Annotated in this window: 15 protein-coding genes; 9 read left to right on the top strand and 6 right to left on the bottom strand. The window is 62.5% G+C overall.

Annotated elements, in window-relative coordinates:
- Together ACR9Y2_RS20225 and ACR9Y2_RS20220 are read left to right on the top strand one after the other, a co-directional pair.
- Complete coding sequence (locus ACR9Y2_RS20225; RefSeq protein WP_435043444.1) at positions 1-231, top strand: hypothetical protein; 231 nt, start codon at positions 1-3, stop codon at positions 229-231.
- Positions 232-247: 16 nt separating this feature from the next.
- On the top strand, positions 248-544 hold the full coding sequence (locus ACR9Y2_RS20220) for a hypothetical protein (RefSeq protein WP_435043443.1): 297 nt from the start codon (positions 248-250) through the stop codon (positions 542-544).
- A gap of 102 nt (positions 545-646) precedes the next feature.
- Here the strand turns inward: ACR9Y2_RS20220 and ACR9Y2_RS20215 are convergent, their stop codons facing one another.
- Positions 647-1,381: a hypothetical protein gene (locus tag ACR9Y2_RS20215; RefSeq protein ID WP_435043442.1), complete on the bottom strand. Its 735-nt coding sequence runs from the start codon at positions 1,379-1,381 to the stop codon at positions 647-649.
- Between the two features lie 677 nt (positions 1,382-2,058).
- Here ACR9Y2_RS20215 and ACR9Y2_RS20210 point away from each other — a divergent pair.
- Genes ACR9Y2_RS20210 through ACR9Y2_RS20200 form a run of 3 tightly spaced genes read left to right on the top strand, consistent with a single transcriptional unit; the run spans position 2,059 to position 4,354 of the window.
- The gene (locus ACR9Y2_RS20210) at positions 2,059-2,304 is read left to right on the top strand and encodes a GIY-YIG nuclease family protein (protein ID WP_435043440.1); all 246 of its coding nucleotides are present in this window, start codon (positions 2,059-2,061) and stop codon (positions 2,302-2,304) included.
- A 57-nt stretch (positions 2,305-2,361) separates the two neighbouring features.
- Positions 2,362-3,639 (top strand): Gfo/Idh/MocA family protein, encoded by a 1,278-nt coding sequence (locus tag ACR9Y2_RS20205; RefSeq protein ID WP_435043439.1) that lies wholly within the window; start codon positions 2,362-2,364, stop codon positions 3,637-3,639.
- A 16-nt stretch (positions 3,640-3,655) separates the two neighbouring features.
- A complete protein-coding gene (locus ACR9Y2_RS20200; RefSeq protein ID WP_435043438.1) occupies positions 3,656-4,354 on the top strand; it encodes a HEAT repeat domain-containing protein in 699 nt (232 codons plus the stop codon).
- Positions 4,355-4,439: 85 nt separating this feature from the next.
- Here the strand turns inward: ACR9Y2_RS20200 and ACR9Y2_RS20195 are convergent, their stop codons facing one another.
- From ACR9Y2_RS20195 to ACR9Y2_RS20175, 5 genes are all read right to left on the bottom strand, one after another.
- The gene (locus ACR9Y2_RS20195; RefSeq protein ID WP_435043437.1) at positions 4,440-4,901 is read right to left on the bottom strand and encodes a hypothetical protein; all 462 of its coding nucleotides are present in this window, start codon (positions 4,899-4,901) and stop codon (positions 4,440-4,442) included.
- Between the two features lie 53 nt (positions 4,902-4,954).
- Positions 4,955-5,503 (bottom strand): DUF1572 domain-containing protein, encoded by a 549-nt coding sequence (locus ACR9Y2_RS20190; RefSeq protein WP_435043436.1) that lies wholly within the window; start codon positions 5,501-5,503, stop codon positions 4,955-4,957.
- A gap of 27 nt (positions 5,504-5,530) precedes the next feature.
- Positions 5,531-7,117: a M28 family peptidase gene (locus tag ACR9Y2_RS20185; protein WP_435043435.1), complete on the bottom strand. Its 1,587-nt coding sequence runs from the start codon at positions 7,115-7,117 to the stop codon at positions 5,531-5,533.
- 72 nt (positions 7,118-7,189) lie between these two features.
- Complete coding sequence (locus tag ACR9Y2_RS20180; RefSeq protein ID WP_435043434.1) at positions 7,190-9,874, bottom strand: InlB B-repeat-containing protein; 2,685 nt, start codon at positions 9,872-9,874, stop codon at positions 7,190-7,192.
- A 299-nt stretch (positions 9,875-10,173) separates the two neighbouring features.
- A complete protein-coding gene (locus ACR9Y2_RS20175) occupies positions 10,174-11,499 on the bottom strand; it encodes an ankyrin repeat domain-containing protein (protein WP_435043433.1) in 1,326 nt (441 codons plus the stop codon).
- Between the two features lie 246 nt (positions 11,500-11,745).
- Here ACR9Y2_RS20175 and ACR9Y2_RS20170 point away from each other — a divergent pair, with 246 nt between their 5' ends.
- From ACR9Y2_RS20170 to ACR9Y2_RS20155, 4 genes are all read left to right on the top strand, one after another.
- Positions 11,746-13,143, top strand: coding sequence for a glycoside hydrolase family 125 protein (locus ACR9Y2_RS20170; RefSeq protein ID WP_435043432.1), 1,398 nt, complete (start codon positions 11,746-11,748; stop codon positions 13,141-13,143).
- Positions 13,144-13,242: 99 nt separating this feature from the next.
- Positions 13,243-14,487: an amidohydrolase/deacetylase family metallohydrolase gene (locus tag ACR9Y2_RS20165; RefSeq protein ID WP_435043431.1), complete on the top strand. Its 1,245-nt coding sequence runs from the start codon at positions 13,243-13,245 to the stop codon at positions 14,485-14,487.
- Positions 14,484-15,977 (top strand): hypothetical protein, encoded by a 1,494-nt coding sequence (locus ACR9Y2_RS20160; protein WP_435043430.1) that lies wholly within the window; start codon positions 14,484-14,486, stop codon positions 15,975-15,977. Before ACR9Y2_RS20165 ends, ACR9Y2_RS20160 begins: the two co-directional genes overlap by 4 nt.
- Positions 15,974-17,218: a DUF362 domain-containing protein gene (locus ACR9Y2_RS20155; RefSeq protein WP_435043428.1), complete on the top strand. Its 1,245-nt coding sequence runs from the start codon at positions 15,974-15,976 to the stop codon at positions 17,216-17,218. The genes ACR9Y2_RS20160 and ACR9Y2_RS20155 overlap by 4 nt, the downstream gene beginning before the upstream one ends.
- Positions 17,219-17,221 lie beyond the last annotated feature (3 nt).

Genomic DNA, 17,221 nt, shown 5'->3' with positions numbered 1-17,221 from the left:
ATGATCGAACTAACAGAACAACAAATCGCCATCATTGACAAACTGAAAGCTGATGCAGAGGCCGCATTCGAAAAGGATCGTGCGGCCCTGCAACAGCAACACACGCAAACCTTGATGAACCAAGTTTATGGCGTGTTGGCGGCGCTCAGAATGATTCATGGAGTCGGTGACAATTACAGACTATCGGATGATCTCAAGTCTCTGATCGAAGCCACCGAAAACAATAAATAGTACAGGAACATCTCTAATGGACACCGACAAGATCATCGAACGCATCATGGACACCCTTGACCAAATGAATAATAAAATCACGACCATCGTGACTGACATCGCAGAACTGAAAGCTGGGATGAGGGAACGAGAGGCCAGCATCACGACGTTGCGGGCGAGAGTTGATGAGATGGCCGGATCTGTCAAGCTGTCTTCTGCAACGCTCGTCAAAATGGTCGCTATCGTCTGCGTCACGGCGGTCACCGTGATGGGCGTGAAGTGGGAAGGCGCATTGGAAGCGCTGAAGAAGCTGATCTTGGGATTCTGGGCTTAGGCACTTGGATGATTCAAGCTTGGCCTCGATGTCTTCGTTGAGTTTTACGTGATTCTGATGCTATTCACAGTAATACTCCAAAGCTCTTTTGACACTATAACTTCAACTCTGCTCACTCCAAATGTCAGCCGCTCCGGCCTTAGTAAGCTCCATTTGACACGTTGACAGATCAGACAAGTAGGCTTCATATTCGGTGTCTGCTTCCCAATTCACTCTGCGTGCAAGCTTTCCTCCGTATTCCCTCAACGCTTGCTCTCCTGCAGTAGAGCGTGACAGAGTTAGCAGGTTGAGCGCTTTCAATAGACGCAATATAGCGTTTGTCATGTCGACGTCGCTGCTATTGAATGCAATACGATTCTCCGCAGTGGGATTTGCTTTTAGTGCAGTGTGACGCTCTTTGACCGACAACGATAGCGACCTTAGCTCAACAAGCAAGCTAATACAATCGTCGTATGCTTTTATTCTTAAATTTCTCAACTCATTGTTTATACTCAATTTTTCATTGTGTCTGTTATTGAGATAAATGCCCAAAAGCGTTACACCCGAAGCAATCAGGGCGGAAAGGATTGGAGACAACCAACTGAGGTTCAGACCAGTTGGCGGCTGCACATTGACGATACAAGGTTGCACCGTTGCCGCCTGTGGTTTGATCACGGCTGGAGCAGGTTCAGACTTTGGTTGTGCAGGTTGCGCCGTCGCCGCAGGTGCTTGCGCTTTTTGCGGCACTTGAGCCAGCAGCGAGAGCGATAGGAGAGAGAGGCAGAGGATGAACTTTGACCGCATCGGCAGCGATGATAGCAAACCGAGTGATTGCGTTCCAGGTTTCACACCTTTCACATGACACCCAAGTTTTGCTCTGATAGCCTCGTGGTATGGCGAAGTTTTTCGTTACCCCTACCCGAGTTCTTGATTCAGACATCATCACCGACATCGAGTACGTGCCCAAGGGGACGCCAACTGGCTATAGAACGATGTCACCAGAGGGTCTCGTCCCGTCCCTTACTGAAGCTTCCAGCCTTCGCATTAGGACGGATCGTGATGAGTTGAGCCTTCAGGGTGCGGCTGCTGATCGAGCCTGGAAGCTCTACATGGAAACGACTGAAGGATTCCCGGGTGATCCCGATCCTCATCGTGGACTCACTATGGAATAGGTCTGGCACGCCGGGTGGTGCCTGCCCTACAGATTGGGTGGCATTGGTGGAGGCGGTAGCAATACCGCCTTCACGGGCCACGTAAGTTTTACGTAAGATGGACTGGCAAATCTGGCGTTTTTGGCGTTACTGGCGACTCGTAGAATCAATAAGTTACGCTCCGCCTACCCCTACAGGCCGCTCAACTCCCGCCGCCTCCACCAGCCTTCGCCAAGGCTTCGGCTGACCAGCCGAAGAATTGACGAAGGCTGTCCGCCGTAGCTCGAAGAGCGAAGGCGGACTCTAGCTCAAACCGCAACCGAGGACTCCTCCTCCAACCCCACCAGCCGTAGTCCTGGAAAACTAACTCACCTGAGCGTCTCCATGCACTACGTCTACCTCCTCCAAAGCCAAACCCATCCCAACCAGCGTTACATCGGCCTAACGTCTGACTTGAAGTCCCGCCTCCAAAAACACAACGAAGGCGGCTCCCCCCATACATCCCAATACCGCCCCTGGTCCCTCCAAACCTACGTCGCCTTCCAAACCCGCCCTCAAGCCGCTGCCTTCGAAAGCTACCTCAAATCCGCATCCGGCCGAGCCTTCGCCAACAAACGCTTCTGGCGGTAATTCACCCACCCAAGACAACACCAGTCAATCAGGTATAGAATTCTGGTTACCAAGGCCATGACAACCAGACGCCAGATACTCCAAAGCGCGGTCGCGCCGATGATCGTCCCCAGCTTGGTACTCGGTCAACGGGCCGGAGCCATTGCGCCAAGCGACAAAATCACCTTCGGCGGCATCGGCATCGGCTCCCGCGGTGCCCACGTCCTCAGCAAGCTGCTCAACGTCGAGCAGGCACGCTTCGTCGCCATCTGCGACGTGCGCAACGCCCGGCGCGAAACCATCAAGTCGACAGTCGATCAGAAGTACGGCGATCACGGCTGCCAGATGTACGACGACCAGTACGAACTGCTGGCCCGCCAGGACATCGACGCCGTCCTCATCGCCACCGGCGATCGCTGGCACACCCCGCTCTCCATCATCGCGGCCCAGCACGGCAAAGACGTCTACTGCGAAAAGCCATGCTCCATGTCAATTGAAGAGAGCTGGGCCCTCGGAGCCGCCTTCCGCCGCTACAACCGCCTCTACCAGGCCGGCTGCCAGCGCCGCAACGGAGCCAACTTCCAGCTCTGCAAAGAGATCCTCAAGTCCGGAGCCCTCGGCAAACTCCAGGCCCTCTACGCCAACGTCGGCCCGTCCGTGAACTGGCCCCCTCTGCCCAGTCGCGACTGGCTGGCCGCCGAGGAACTTCCGCCCAAACAGGTGCTCGACTGGGATCGCTGGCTCGGCCCCGCGCCCTGGCGCCCCTATCACTCCTCTTATGTCACCGGCGGCTGGCGCAACTTCTACGACTTCCATGGCGGCGGCATCCTCGAATGGGGCTCCCACACAGTCGACCTCTGCCACTGGGCCGCCGATTACGACGACACACAACCGGTGGAGTACGAGCCCGTCGGCACGAACGTCGGACCCTACCAGGTGAACTGCCGCTACGCCAACGGCGTGAAACTCGTCATGCGCGACAACGCCTGGGACGGCGCACTCAAGACCGGTTCCTGCAGCTTCCGCATCGAAGGCGACAAAGGCTGGGTCGAGACCGGCGACGCCACCAGGATCGAGTGCTCCGATAACATCCGCCCGCTGCTGCGGCCCACGGAGTCGGCCGCCCTCGCCTTGGAGAACCATGTCAAGGAACTGGTGCGCTGCATCAAAACGCGCCAGGCCACCAGCGCCAGCGCCGCCGCGGCCGCCAATTCCCACGTCACCTGCCATGCGGCGTTCATCGCCTATCAGCGCGGCAAGACGCTCACTTGGGACACCACGAAACACGAATTCACGAACGACGAGATTGCCAACCGGATGCGGTCCCGCGCACTGCGCGAACCGTGGCGTGTGTGAACGAAGGAGACGAACCATGCAGCAACCGACACAACCCGCGCCGGCAGTCCCCGCTGCCAAGCCAAAGCCGCCTGAGCCGCCGCCCGAGTTCCGGGAAGGCGCCATCGCCACCATGGACGCCGCGGCCCTCATCCGCATCGTCAGCGACGCCAAGTCCACCGAATTCCAGAAGGCCAAGGCCTGCGTAAGGCTCGGCGAACTCGGAGCCAAAGAGGCGATCCCCGTCCTGGCCTCCCTTCTAGGCGACGAGCATCTGAGCGTCTACGCACGCTACGGACTCGAACCCATGGCCGATCCGGCCGCCGACGACGCCCTCCGCGCCGCCCTTTCCAAACAGAAGGGCGTCCGCCTGGTCGGCGTCATTAACTCCATCGGCAAACGCCGGGATGCCAAGGCTGTCCCGGCCCTCGTCAAGTTCATGCACGGCCCCGATGTCGACCTCGCCCGGGCCGCTGCGTCTGCCCTGGGCAGCATCGGCGGCGAAGCTTCCGCCAAGGAACTCCAGGCAGCTCTCTCCAAGACAACCGGCGCGACGCGAGCGGCGGTTGCCGACGCCTGCCTGGTCTGTTCGGAACGCCTGCTGGCCGAAGGCAAGCGCGACCAGGCCCTTGCCTTCTACGCAGCGCTCAGCGCCACCGATCTACCGAAACCGGTGCGCCTCGCGGCGATGAGCGGCATCATCCGGGAAGAGACCCTTTCCGTCAAGCCGCGCTAAGCCAGCGGACCCTCGATCGAACCTCAGCCGCCCCCGTCCATTCCTGGCCAGGGGCGGCTGAACCATTTCCAGCCGGGCTCACGCCTCATTTTTGTGGGCGGCTTCTAAGCTTCGGTTGAGTCGGAGCACGTGGGTCGCTCCTCGCCGCCAGGCTCGAATGCAGGCGCTTCGAAGGCACATAGGCGAGGTACTGCATCTCCCTGCGAGCGTCGTCTGGCCCAACTTTGGACAATGCCGCAATGGGCGGCCGGCCCACCTGATAGTGCCAGTCCAGCCGGACAAAGGAGTCCTCCCCAGCCACCGCCCCGAGCGCCAGGGGAACGCCATCGGCGACACTCAGCGAATAGCGGCCAGGCGTCAGCCTCAACGTAAAAAAGTGACCCTGCTTCACCTCAGCGGCTACCGCCCCGCCGCACGAAACGGCGATCCACGACCGCGCCTCCGTCTCACGCCGGGCATAAACGTAGACTCGCGCCGAGTCCTCCGCCAGGCCAGGCAGCGACACGGCGAGGAGCAGACACGCCAGAGCTTTCCGCCGGAAAACCATGCGTCCATCCTGGCACCCTGCTCCGGGAGTCGTCCAGTCCAACCGACAGCGGACTACCGCTGGCTCGCCTCTCCAGCCGCCACCCGCTGGTTGAACTCAGCCGACCGGTTTCTGGGCACTGTCAAGGCATTCCAGCGGTCGCAGCCCAGGTGCTTCGCGAGCAGGACGATCTGCCCGACGTGATAGGAGTAGTGCGCGATCTGCCGGTTGATCGCCTGCATCACGGAATGGGCCTCGCCGCGAATGGTGACGGTGCGCGACAGGTCTTCGTCCGAGAGCGGCTCCAGCGCCTGGAAGACCTGGGCCCAGCCCTCCTCCCACACCTGCACCAGCGCGGCCCGCGTCATCGGCGGATTCTCAAATTCCGTGTCCCGGTTCCGGCTTGGCTTCTCGCCGTCGGTGGTCAGGAAATCCGACCAGCGGGACCGCATGTTGCCGGCCATATGTTTCACCACGATGGCAATGGAGTTCGCTTCTACATCCAGCGCGGTGAATAAGTGCTCGTCGGCGACCTGCTCCATGGCGCGCTCAGCCAGTTTCTTGTAATAGCGGAATAATTCCAGCGAATCCGCGAGGTAGGATGTCGTGAGTTCCAGAGCCATCCTTCCATTCTAGGATCGGCACGGCGATCATCTCGGTGCCGGTGGTGTGCCTGCCTCAACTCCGAACTTGGGCGGCTTCGTGCCATCCGCTACCTTAGCCGCCGCCGCGTAAGTCAGCCGGATCACCTTCTCCATCTTCGGGAAATTCAGCTTCTCCACCGTGTCCGAAGGCTCGTGATAACCGGGATGAAAGCCCCCAAACAGCCACACCGCTGGTATGTCCGCCGCCAGGAACGGCAGGTGGTCGCAGCGGAATAGCGCATTCAGTGTGTGGTCGCGATCGAACTTCGTATCCAGCACCAATCCCGCAGTACGGTTCTCCTCCTCAATCAGCTTTAGGAGTTCGGGGCTGTAGAAGGCGCCCACCAGGTTCAACTCGTTGCTCGTATCGGCGGAGATCTTCAGCACGCCCTCGCTTTGCGGGATGTGCGCCTCGTCGCGGGCGATCATGTCCAGGTTCAACACCGCCCGCGTACCGGCCAGCGGCCGCAGGGGATGCGCCGTGTAGTAGAACGAGCCCAGCATCAGCTGCTCCTCTGATCCGAAGACCACGAACAGCAGGCTCCGCTTCGGACGCTGCCCGCTGGCCGCAAACATCCTGGCCAACTCCATCACCGCCACGGTGCCGGACGCGTTGTCGTTGGCGCCGGCATAGACCCGGCCGTGCTGCGTGCCCAGGTGATCGTAGTGCGCCGTGATCAGCACGGTCTCCGACTTCAATACCGGATCGGAGCCTTCCAACAACCCGGCCACGTTCAGCGAGATTCCGCGGTGCATCTCCGCATTGCCGCTGCCCAGCTCGATCCTCGTATCCGGCAGGTCCGCGGATTGCGGCCGCAGCCCCGACTCGATCGATCTCTGCCGGTCCGCGGCCTGCCCGAGCAACTCCGCCAGCACCGCATCCGATATGGAGAACGCCGGGATCTGCGCGTCGTCGTCCAGCGACTGCGGCGGGGCATTCGCGCGCAGCGGTTGCCCCTGCCCCGCTCCCCCCGGCGCAGGCTCCAGCAAGCCGCGATGGCTTCTCACCGGTTCGCTTGCGACCAGCACGGCCAGCGCCCCGTGCCGCCGCGCATTGGCGACCTTCGTCGTGCGGCCCGCGTGCAGGGTGTGCCCCGTTCCATTGAAGACGGCCCGCGGATCGTCTTCCTTCGGCTCGTGATCAAAGACCAGGACGACCTTGCCCTTCGCGTCTATGCCGGCGTAGTCGTCATACCCATACTCGGGCGCAGTGATGCCAAAGCCGGCGAAGACCACCGGGCTGGGCCCCAGGTGTACATCACGGCTGAATGCGCCGGTGAAATCCTCACCCGGCTTCCAGGCCCGCTGCACTCCACCCCGAGTCAGCTTCAACACCCGCTTGTGCGGATCAGTCCGGTAGGCGACCAGCGGGAACTCCTGCAGATAGGAGCTCCCGTTCGCGGGCGCCAGGCCGCTGCGCTGGAAATCGGCGGCGATATAGCGGGCCGCGACCTCCGCCTCGTGGCTCAATGACACCCGGCCGCCCAATGCGTCGGAGCAAAGGAATTCGAGATCGGCCCGCAGTCGGCGGTTCTGCGGGGTCTGCCCGGCCAGTTCCAACGTCAGGCACACAGCAACGATCACGAAGCGCATGGATCAATTCTGACGCATCTGCATTCGGCTGACCCGCTGGGCCGCGTGAAGTACAGTACGTACCACTCGCCCTTAAGGCACCTGGTAGCTGCCAACTTCCTGCCAGCCCGAGTCCCTCTGCAGTTGATCCATCGAACGCAGGAACAGCTTGTTGGCGCCGCTCATCGCCGGTTTGAGCGTCAGAGGCAAACTCAGGTACAAGGTGTCCGGGGAGTCTGAGACGGAGGCAGTGGGAATGTCGAGCGAGCAGGCTGAACTGTCCAGCGCCGGACCCGGCACGCCCAGCCGCGCGGGCCCCAGGAAGAACCCGGTATCGGATGAGTACAGCCAGAACGATTCAGCCGCCCGGTCGTAATGCACCAGGCAGAAAGGCCGGTTACCGCCGCTGGGGTCGACCGCGATCAGGAACTGATTCCAATCGGATGGCATGCCCGCAAAATTCGTACCCTTTTGGCTAAACGTCAGATTGAACCTCTGATTGGAAGGGCCGCCAGAGGATGGATTCACAAAGGGCACCGGGTTGGCCATGGCCACCTGTGTCCAAGCCCCGTGCTCCGTCCAGCCCGTATCCCGTTCCTCCATGTCCAGCGCCCGCAGATACATCTTCCGGGCACCTGTCGCTTTGAAGAACAGGTTCAAGCTCAGCTGAAGCCTTGCTCCGTTGGTCGACACCCTCGACACCACCGTGGCCAGCGCGCAAGCGGAACCCTGCAGCGCAGCCGAGGCGACACCCGGCTGGACTGGCCCCTGAAAGTACCCGGCCACATCGGAGTAAAGCCAAAAAGCCCCGCCCTGCACGTCATAGTGAACAAAGCAGAAGGACTCTCCGCCTCCATCGGGCGCCACCGCGAACAGCACCTGCACCCAGCGCAACGACTGAGCGCCTTGTGCGCCTTGAAAGACGGCCTCAAACACGCTGTGATAGGCCTGTCCGTCGTGAGGCGTGATGCCAATCGTCCTGGTGCCTTCCGCGGCGCTGACAAACGTGGCGGTGATGTTCAGCGGTTTTGTGATTGTGACGGTTTGCACACTCAGCGGTCCTGCCAGATCTCCGCTGAATGCGCTGAAGCTGGCAACCGCGGACGGGATCGCTGATATCACTACCTGCGAGCCTGCGTCAAAATAGCCATCGCTGGATGTGCCGCCGGCCAGCGGCACCGCGGTGACGGTCCCCATGCCCGAAGCCGGCGCCGCGGCAACATCCACCCGGTATTGAGTCTGGTAGCTCGCGGTAAATGTAGCCGGCCCGGACGGCACCGTGATGGTGTGCGTCGCCGCGCCGCCATCGCTCCAACTCGAAAATACCTGCCGCACACCAGGCCCAGTCGCCTGCGAGGGCAAAGCGCTTACAGTGTGCGAACTGCCCGGCAGCCATGCGAAGGAGTGTGGCGTCTGGTAGACCTGCCCGTCCACATTCACCTGCAACTGCGCCGGCGCGGTCGTTACGATGTACCCCGACCCCGGGCACATCGCCAGAGTCGTAAATAGCGGCAGCGTCGTGCCCTGCTCCGCGAACCGGGGTACCGGCGCGGAGTCGCTCGCTGAGGAGCTAGTGGAAACCGGCGCGAAACCCATCGTCACCTGGGCGGTGCCCAGGCCGACTGAATTCGCGGGAAAAGAGACAAATACGGGGAATTGCAGGAACTCAGTGAGAGTGGCGTTCGCGGACAGCACCTCCCACACCGCTTCCGCGGTTCCGTTGGTGATCGTCAGGGCAGCAACCGGGATGCCGTTCAGCGTGTCCGTCGCGGGGACCGGGGTGAAAGCCCCCGTGGAGGACGACACCAGCCTGGCCAGTGGCAAATCGTCCGAGTATGTCCTGAGCTGACCGTTTCTAAAGTTGACGGGAATGGTAGAGACGTAAAGAGTAACACCCGCCGGAAGATTGCTGAAGGATCCACGAATCCTCGTTCCAAATTCCGCCAGGCCAGCCTTATTCATATCGTACGCGGCCGGGAAACTTGGATTGTAGAAGCCCGTCTCCGTGCTGTAGTAAAACCCGGGAGAATTCTGCGGGATCGGAGCCGGAGAGGATTCGAAACCTGTCGCCGCGGCCGTAGTGCGCGGCCTGAACAATGGAGCGGCGCCAAGCTGCTCAGAAAAACGCAGAAATGCGAGACGCTGCTGATTGACTCCAAGGCAATTCGGAAACTCGACGCCTATCGGGCCAGTTAAAATCGTGTCGCCGCTAGCGTCAACGAGCTCGGCCTTCAGCGTCGCCTGGGCGTAGCCGAGAATCGTCGGAGAATTCGCGATCGAAGGCCCCGTGGAAGCCGCCACCGCCTCAATCGGCACCGGCGCGGATTCAGACGCGTTGCGCAGCATGGACGCATCCACCCGGATGTTCGTGATCGTAAACCGGCGCACTCCGCCCGGCCCCGGAGGATCCAGCGGTATGCCCACGAAGTTGATGCCATTCGCCGACAGCACCTCGGCCTGGAACACATTGGCGCCGCGCGAACCGCCCACCCAGCCGCACGCCGCGGCATCCGTCGAGCACGGCACCTGCTGCGCCGGCTGCGGCAGATCGATCAACAGCAGGGATTCCGTGTGAGTGCCCGTGGACCGGCCCGTGTAATTCGTATTGAAGTACACGCGGATGTCGATCCTGGGCACGGCTTGGCCCGCCGGAGTCGGCGTGCCGCCGGTGCAGGCAATTTCCAGGTTTCCAGCAAGAGCCGTGATCTCCGAAGTGTTCAGACGCGGTACCGCCGTGGAATTGGCGACGCATTGGAGACCGGCATTCTGTCCGGACACGGACAACACCGCGGCGCATATTAGCCCAACCACCAGGCAGCCCTGCCGCAATCCAGCTGGAATCCTATGCCTTGCGCTCATTGAGCACCACCGGATATGGAGAATTGTGCCTCGCGTCGACCAGGCGCAGGCAATAGATCTAAGATAGTACGCCACGGCGACGGCTGCAAATCAAAACCCACCAAAATATGACGGAATGGATAATGTATATACTTGCCAATTAGCGGACGGCTGAAGCCTGATGCCCAGTTGATGTGAGCGATTCGAGATCGACCCGCAAGCGGCGGTTCGCATGTGCCCTAGGCTGAGCCGCTGGGCCGGATGAAGTACAGGACATACCCGTTCAGGTCGCGGATCCCAAACTGGCGCGCGTGGTAGAACGTGTCGTTGATGTCCTCTTCAAACTCGACCCCCGCCTGCGCCGATTGCGCGGCGTGCAGTTGCCTAGCTTTCAGCGTTTGATAGAGCTCGTCGATGCGGTCTGTATGCAGCCAGAGGCTCACCTCGTGCGGGCCCGACTTGCCATCCAGAGTCAGCATAATCTCTGCGTCGCCCAGGCCGACCATGCCGAAGTTCACCACCTCGTTGTACTCATAGCGGCCGAGCTCCCGGAAACCAATCGCAACGTACCAGTCGAGGGCCGCCGCGACGTCCGGAACGTTGATGAGGGGAACGACGCGCTTGACTGAGCCCGCCAGTTTCGCCATCTGCTCCCGGAAGTCGGCAAGCGGAGGAGCCTCGGGCTGTTGCGCGCCCGCTGCCTGCAGGCGGATCATTGCTTCGCGGTCGCCGCGCAGCATGGCCATCGCCATCGCCGTCTGGCCGCTCTTGTCCGTCGCTTCCAGGTCGGCGCCGAGCTCGATGAGCAGCTCCACCAGATCGTAGCGTTTGCGGCTGATGGCAAAATGCAGCGACGTCTGCCCGTGCTCGAAGGGCGACATGCGCCGGTCGAGTGCCTCGGGGTTCTCCTCCACCAGCTTCTGGATCAACCGCGGGTCGCCCACCGTCAGCGCGGAGAAGATATGGTGCCGGGCGCCGCGCTCCAGCAGCAGCGGTACGACATCCTGGGCTTGATCGCCTGGATCCCGGAAGAACGTGGCCCAGCCGATGACGTCCATTGCATGGTCATCGCCGAAGCCGTGCACGTCCCCTCCTGCATCCAGCAGGGCCCGAACCACTTCCAGATGTCCGCGGGCGGCTGCCCAGTGCAGCGGATACGTATCGTCACCGGTCTCGCGCGCATTCGGATCCGAGCCTCGGGCCAACAGCAACTGGACGGCCGGCAGGTGCCCGTGACTGGCAGCGGCGTGCAGGCCGGTTGCCTGATAGCGGCGCGGGTTTCGGGCACTCACCAGGCTGGGATCGCTGGCTAGAAGACGGCCGAGCAGGTCAACATCGCCCTGGTCACAGGCTTCGAAGAACGTACTGTTGGCCTTCGCCTGCCGCGCCTCGACTTCGGCCTTCAAGGCGCGCCAACTGGCAAAGCCGTGGTCGCGGGCGACGGCCAACAGGGCATCGGCCAGCTTCGCTCGCGGCTGTGCGCGGCGCAGTTCCGCCAGGCGATCCTTGGCCAGTTTTTTGAGGTATTCGAGCGACGGGCGCTCAGGGAGTTGGGTATTCGGCATAGACACCTTCCTTCCAATTCGTGCCCGGTGTCCGCGTCTCTCGGGCTGGAAGTCAGGGTCACTGACCTGGCAATGCACTGATGGAGTGGGTTCGACCCTTTACGCGGACCGTGGGCCGCCCATACGGCCTTGCGAAAGAGTCTACCATGGCTCGCCATTTCCGACCTCCCTCTCCCTTTCCCGACTTGACGCGCGACGGCGCGGCGCAGAACAATGGTCGCGGATACCTCATTTCCCAGCCTTCCCATGCCTACCCGTCGCAGTTTCCTCACCACCGCCGCGGCCCTGCCTGCCGCCCTTGCCCAACAGGGCGGATTTGCCAGCCGCCGGCCCGCCCCAGCCGAGCGAAAGTTCACCAGCGCCGCCGTGGAGGAGACGATCTCGACGGTCAGCAAGGCCATCGCGGATCCGGAACTGGCCTGGCTGTTCGCCAACTGCTTTCCCAATACGCTCGACACGACGGTCCGCTATAGCGAGAGCGGCGGCCAGCCCGATACGTTCGTCATCACCGGCGACATCGACGCCATGTGGCTGCGCGACTCCACTGCGCAGGTTTGGCCCTATCTGCCGCTGGCCTCGCGCGACCCCAAGCTGAAGTCGCTGCTGCGCGGCGTGATCCGCAGGCAGGCACAGTGCATCCAGATCGACCCCTACGCCAACGCGTTCAACTTCGGTCCGACGGGCAGCGAGTGGGCCAAGGACCTGACGACGATGAAGCCCGAGCTGCACGAGCGCAAGTGGGAGATCGACTCGCTCTGCTTCCCGGTCCGGCTGGCGCACGCCTATTGGAAGTCCACCGGCGACGCCTCCTGCTTTGATGCCGAGTGGCGCAAAGCCGCCGCCCTGACCGTGAAGACGTTCCGCGAACAGCAGCGGAAGACCAACCGCGGACCCTACAAGTTCCAGCGGTCATCACCGGTTGCTTCGGACACGATGCCGAACGGCGGCTATGGCAATCCGGCCCGGCCGGTGGGCCTGATCTATTCCGGCTTCCGGCCTTCCGATGACGCCTGCGTCTTTCCGTTCCTGGTGCCCTCCAACTTCTTCGCGGCGCAGTCGCTGACGCAGTTGGCCGAGATCCATGCCACGGTACTTTCCGATGCGGCGTTTGCCCGGGAATGCACGGCCTTCGCCCAGGAGATCCGTGAGGCGCTGGCCAAGTACGCCGTGGTGGAGCATTCCGTCCACGGCCGCATCTACGCCTATGAAGTGGACGGCTACGGCAGCCGGCTGCTCATGGATGATGCCAACGTCCCGAGCCTGATGTCGCTGCCTTATATCAACAGCGTGGCTCCGCAGGACCCGGTGTACGTGAACACCCGGAAGTTCGTGCTGAGCTCCGACAACATGTTCTACTACCGCGGCAAGGCCGGCGCCGGGCTCGGCGGGCCGCACAGCGGACTGGACATGATCTGGCCGCTTGGCATCATCATTGAAGCCATCACGACCGGGGACGCGAAGGAGATCGCGGCCTGCCTGGCGACGCTGAAATCAACGCATGCCGGGACGGGCCTGATGCACGAGTCGTTCCACAAGGACGATCCGGCGAAGTTCACGCGCAAATGGTTCGCCTGGGCCAACACGATGTTCGGCGAGCTGATACTGAAGGTGCACCAGACCAATCCGGGGCTGCTGCGCGGCTAGTCTCTGACCATCTCCATCGACCGGACAGGCTGTCGTCAACGGGCGGCGCTTCCCAACGTACGCGGTTGTCGATACACTGTCCGCTCAGGTGGAGAATTCATGAAACTGGCGGTTCTCGTACTCCTTTCCCTCTCTCTCAACGCACAGCAGGCCTACGATCTCGTGATCAAGGGCGGGCACGTTGTCGATCCCAAGAACAACATCAGCCGGGTGATGGATGTGGCCGTGGCGAACGGCCGCATCGCGGCAGTGGCGGCCAACATCGATGCCTCGGCGGCCAAGCGGGTTGCCTCCGCGGCCGGACTCTACGTGACACCCGGGCTGATCGACATGCATGTGCATGTCTATGCGGGCACGGGCCTCAAGTCGTTGACAGGCGACCTGAGCGTCTATCCGGATCCGATCTCGTTCCGCAATGGCGTCACGACGATGGTGGATGCGGGCACGGCGGGGTGGCGGAACTTCCCCGACTTCCGGCAGAGGATCATCGACCGCGCGAAGACGCGTGTGCTGGCGTTCCTGAACATCGGGGCGGTGGGCATGGCGCCCAAGGGCGAGAACAATCCGGAGGACATGGATCCCGACGAGGCGATCCGGATGACGCAGGAGAACAAGGACGTCATCGTAGGCTTCAAGGTGGCGCACTTCGCCCATGGCGGCTGGCTGGACATCCAGAATGCGGTGAAGGCGGGCAATGCGACGAAGCGGCCGGTGATGGTGGACTTCGGCAATGTCGACGCGGACCGGAACATCAGCACGCTGCTGCTGGACAAGCTGCGGCCGGGCGACATCTACACGCATTGCTACTCCGGGCGGCGGCTGGAAGTGCTGCCGGGCGGCAAGTGGAATCCGGTGATGCAGGCGGGCCGCAAGCGCGGCGTCCTATTTGATTTGGGCCACGGCGGCGCCAGCTTCTACTGGCCGGTGGCGCTGCCGGCGTTCCAGGAGAAGTTCTATCCGGATACGGTGTCGACGGACCTGCACATGGGGAGCGTCAACGCCGGCATGAAGGACATGCTCAATGTGATGTCGAAGATGCTGGCACTGGGCCTGCCCGTGGATGACGTGATCCGGATGTCCACCTGGAATCCGGCGAAGGAGATCCAGCGGACGGACCTAGGCAATCTCGATGTCGGCGCGGAGGCGGACATCACCGTGCTGCAGGTGGAGAAGGGCAAGTTCGGTTTCCTGGATGGCGCCGGAGCGCGGTATCCGGGGACGCAGCGCTTTGTAGCCGAGCTGACAGTGCGCAAAGGCGTCGTGGTTTGGGACCTGAACGGCATTGCGGCGCCGGGCTGGAAAGACTATCCGTACGGGAAGACCCTCAAGGTGTTCGCACAATGAAGTGGACGGATCTGGTGGCCACGCTGTTCTGCGCGGCGAGCCTGGTCTGCGCCGCGCCACCTGTAGTGGATCCGCAACAAGGCCTGATTGCCTACTGGCCGGAGGCCAATGGGAAAGCGATTGGGCTGCTGAAGGAACTGGGCGTCCGGACGCTGATTACGACTGGAACGGAGGCGGCGGCAGCCTCCCATGCGGCGGGCATGACGTTGCTGTTCGAGGCTCCGGCGGCCGGATCGATTGAGGCGCTGGCGGCTGATATCGGCCCGGCAAAGGCGGCCGGTTATGCGGGTGCGGCGGTTTCCGCGGTGGGCGACGCGGCCGCCTTTCAGGCGTTTCTGAAGAGCCAGGCGGGCTTTGTCGCGGTGGTCTACCTGAAGCCGGAACAGATTGGCTGGGACGTGGCTCCGGCACTGGCGGTGCTGCGCAGCGGGGTGTGGCCGGGCATTGCGCCCCGGGATCCGAATGCGGCGGGCGCTACCGAGGCCGTATGGCTGAACGCCAATGCATCGGTGGTGGCGCACCTGCGGTCTCTTTACCCCAACCGGCCGGCGGTGCTGGGCTACCGTCCGGACAAGGATGCGGGCGTGCCGGAGACGCGGAGCCTGCCTCCGCGGGCGATGGAGATCGTCCTGGCGGACGCCTATGCGGCGGGGGGCTTCGTGGTGCTCTCGTTTCCGGACAGCTTCCGGCAAGGGCTGCTGGCGGGCGATGGGCGGATGACGTCCGGCTGGAAAGACCTGGTGAAGGTGGCGGCCTTCCATGCGGCGCATCGCGATGTGGCGCAGAAGCCGGGGCATGCGCGGATGCTGGTGATTGCGGGCGACCTGGAGCAGTCGGGCGAGATTCTGAACCTGGCGTACCGGCGGAATCTGTGTCCGCGGGTGGTGGCGGCGGCGCAGGTGCCGGCGCTGGCGGCCGCGCAGGTGGATGTGGTGGTGGCGGCGAATGTGCCGCTGGCGGCCGGAGTGGTGGCGAACCTCAAACGATTTGCCAGTGCGGGCGGGACGGTGATGGCGGCGCCCGCGGAGGGCGAGAAGACGCAGTGGTGGGCGGGCGGACGGAAAGTCGAGTCCGATGAGGAGCGCGACAAGTACGCGCTGGGGCGCGGGCTGGTGTACGGGTATCACGAACAGGTGCTGGATCCGGGCACTTTCGCGCTGGACCTGAAGGACGCCTATGCGGAGAAGAGCGTGCCCACGGACGGGCCGAAGAACCTGGATGTGCGGCTGTGGGCGGCGGACACGATCCAGGTGGTGCTGCACCGGACGGGGCCATCGCAACTGGCAGCGGTGCTGACCTGCTATGGCAATCCGCCGAATCACGACTTCCTGATCAGCTTCCGGGGGCGGTACCGGAGCGCGTCTATTATTGACCCGGCGCGGCCGGAGAAACAGCCATTGACGCTGATGCCGAGGACGGGCCGGACGGAGATCAACTTGAAACAGGCGGGCCGAAGCGCCATTATCTACCTAGAGGAGCTTGGGCGATGACTACTTCCCGACGGGAGTTTCTAGCCTCCGCAGCTGCTGGGACGTTGCTGCGCCAGGCGCCATTTTTCGGCCTGCATTCGTTTATTGAGGCCAACCCGAAGGCGGTGTTCATCCGGCGGACGAAGGTGCCGCAGAAGATGGACTCGGCGCGCAAGCTGCAGGAGGGCCTGCAACTGGCGCGGGAGATCTTCGTGCCGAAGCCGCAGGGCGGCATTCCGATCACCCACAAGATCCTGCTCAAGCCGAACATTACCAGTGTGCGGAGCCGGCGGCCGGACGTGGACAACTGGGGCACGGGTACGGATCCGGACTTCTACGAAGGCCTGATCCTGGGCCTGAAGGAGCTGGGGCTGAAGCGGTTCCACTTCGCCGAAGCGAACCTCTACTATGGCTGGCACTACCGCGGGTTCATGGACATTCACCAGCGGCACGGGGTGCGGTCGAACGAGCCGGAGCAGCGATTCGACACGAAGCGGAAGAACCCGGACGTGGTGTGGAGCACGGTGCCGGATGCGGTGGTGTACAAGCGGATCCCGCATTTCGCTCCGACGAACGAGAGCGACACCTGGCTGCTGAACATCGCCAAGTGGAAGGGGCACAGTATGTGCCTGACGCAGGCGGTGAAGAACGAGCAGGGATTGGTAGTGCTGCCGTATGTGCGGTTCTGTCCGGGGTGGTCGATGGTGACGGGTTGTCCGGACCACATGAAGGAGAACATCGCGCAGAACGTGCAGAAGCGGGTGGAGACCTACTTCGAGAACCACAAGCGGATTGGCTACGAGCGGTACAACGTGCCGGAGGAGCAGAAGGTGTCGCCGATTGCGCAGGAGATCTGGGCGCACAAGACGTGTGACAACCAGAGTGTCCTGAAGACGGGCCTATCGATGATCGAGGGCATTTACGGCCGCGATGGAGACGGCTTCGATATCGGCAACGACTACCTGACGAACCTGGTGATGTTCGGCAAGGACAAGTTCCGGCTGGACCTGATTGGGCTGTGGCTGGGCGGGCACGAGCCGGGGAACATTCACCTGTACCGGATCGCGAAAGAGCGCGGGTTGTCGGACACGTTCAATCCGTGGGATGTGCCGGTGTACGAGTGGGTGGACGGACGGGCGGAGCCCCGGAAGTTGAGTGACTTCCAGAGGACTCCGCTGAAGAGCCCGTACCTGGTGAAGGCCGGTGAGCCGATGCTGCACCTGACGGCGGAGCGGTTCGACTACGACAAGTACAAGGTCTAGCGG

This window comes from Paludibaculum fermentans, from assembly GCF_051172195.1.
GTDB lineage: Bacteria > Acidobacteriota > Terriglobia > Bryobacterales > Bryobacteraceae > Paludibaculum > Paludibaculum fermentans_A.
Note: the sequence above shows the minus strand (reverse complement) of the source record. Positions and strands in the feature narration are given on the sequence as shown.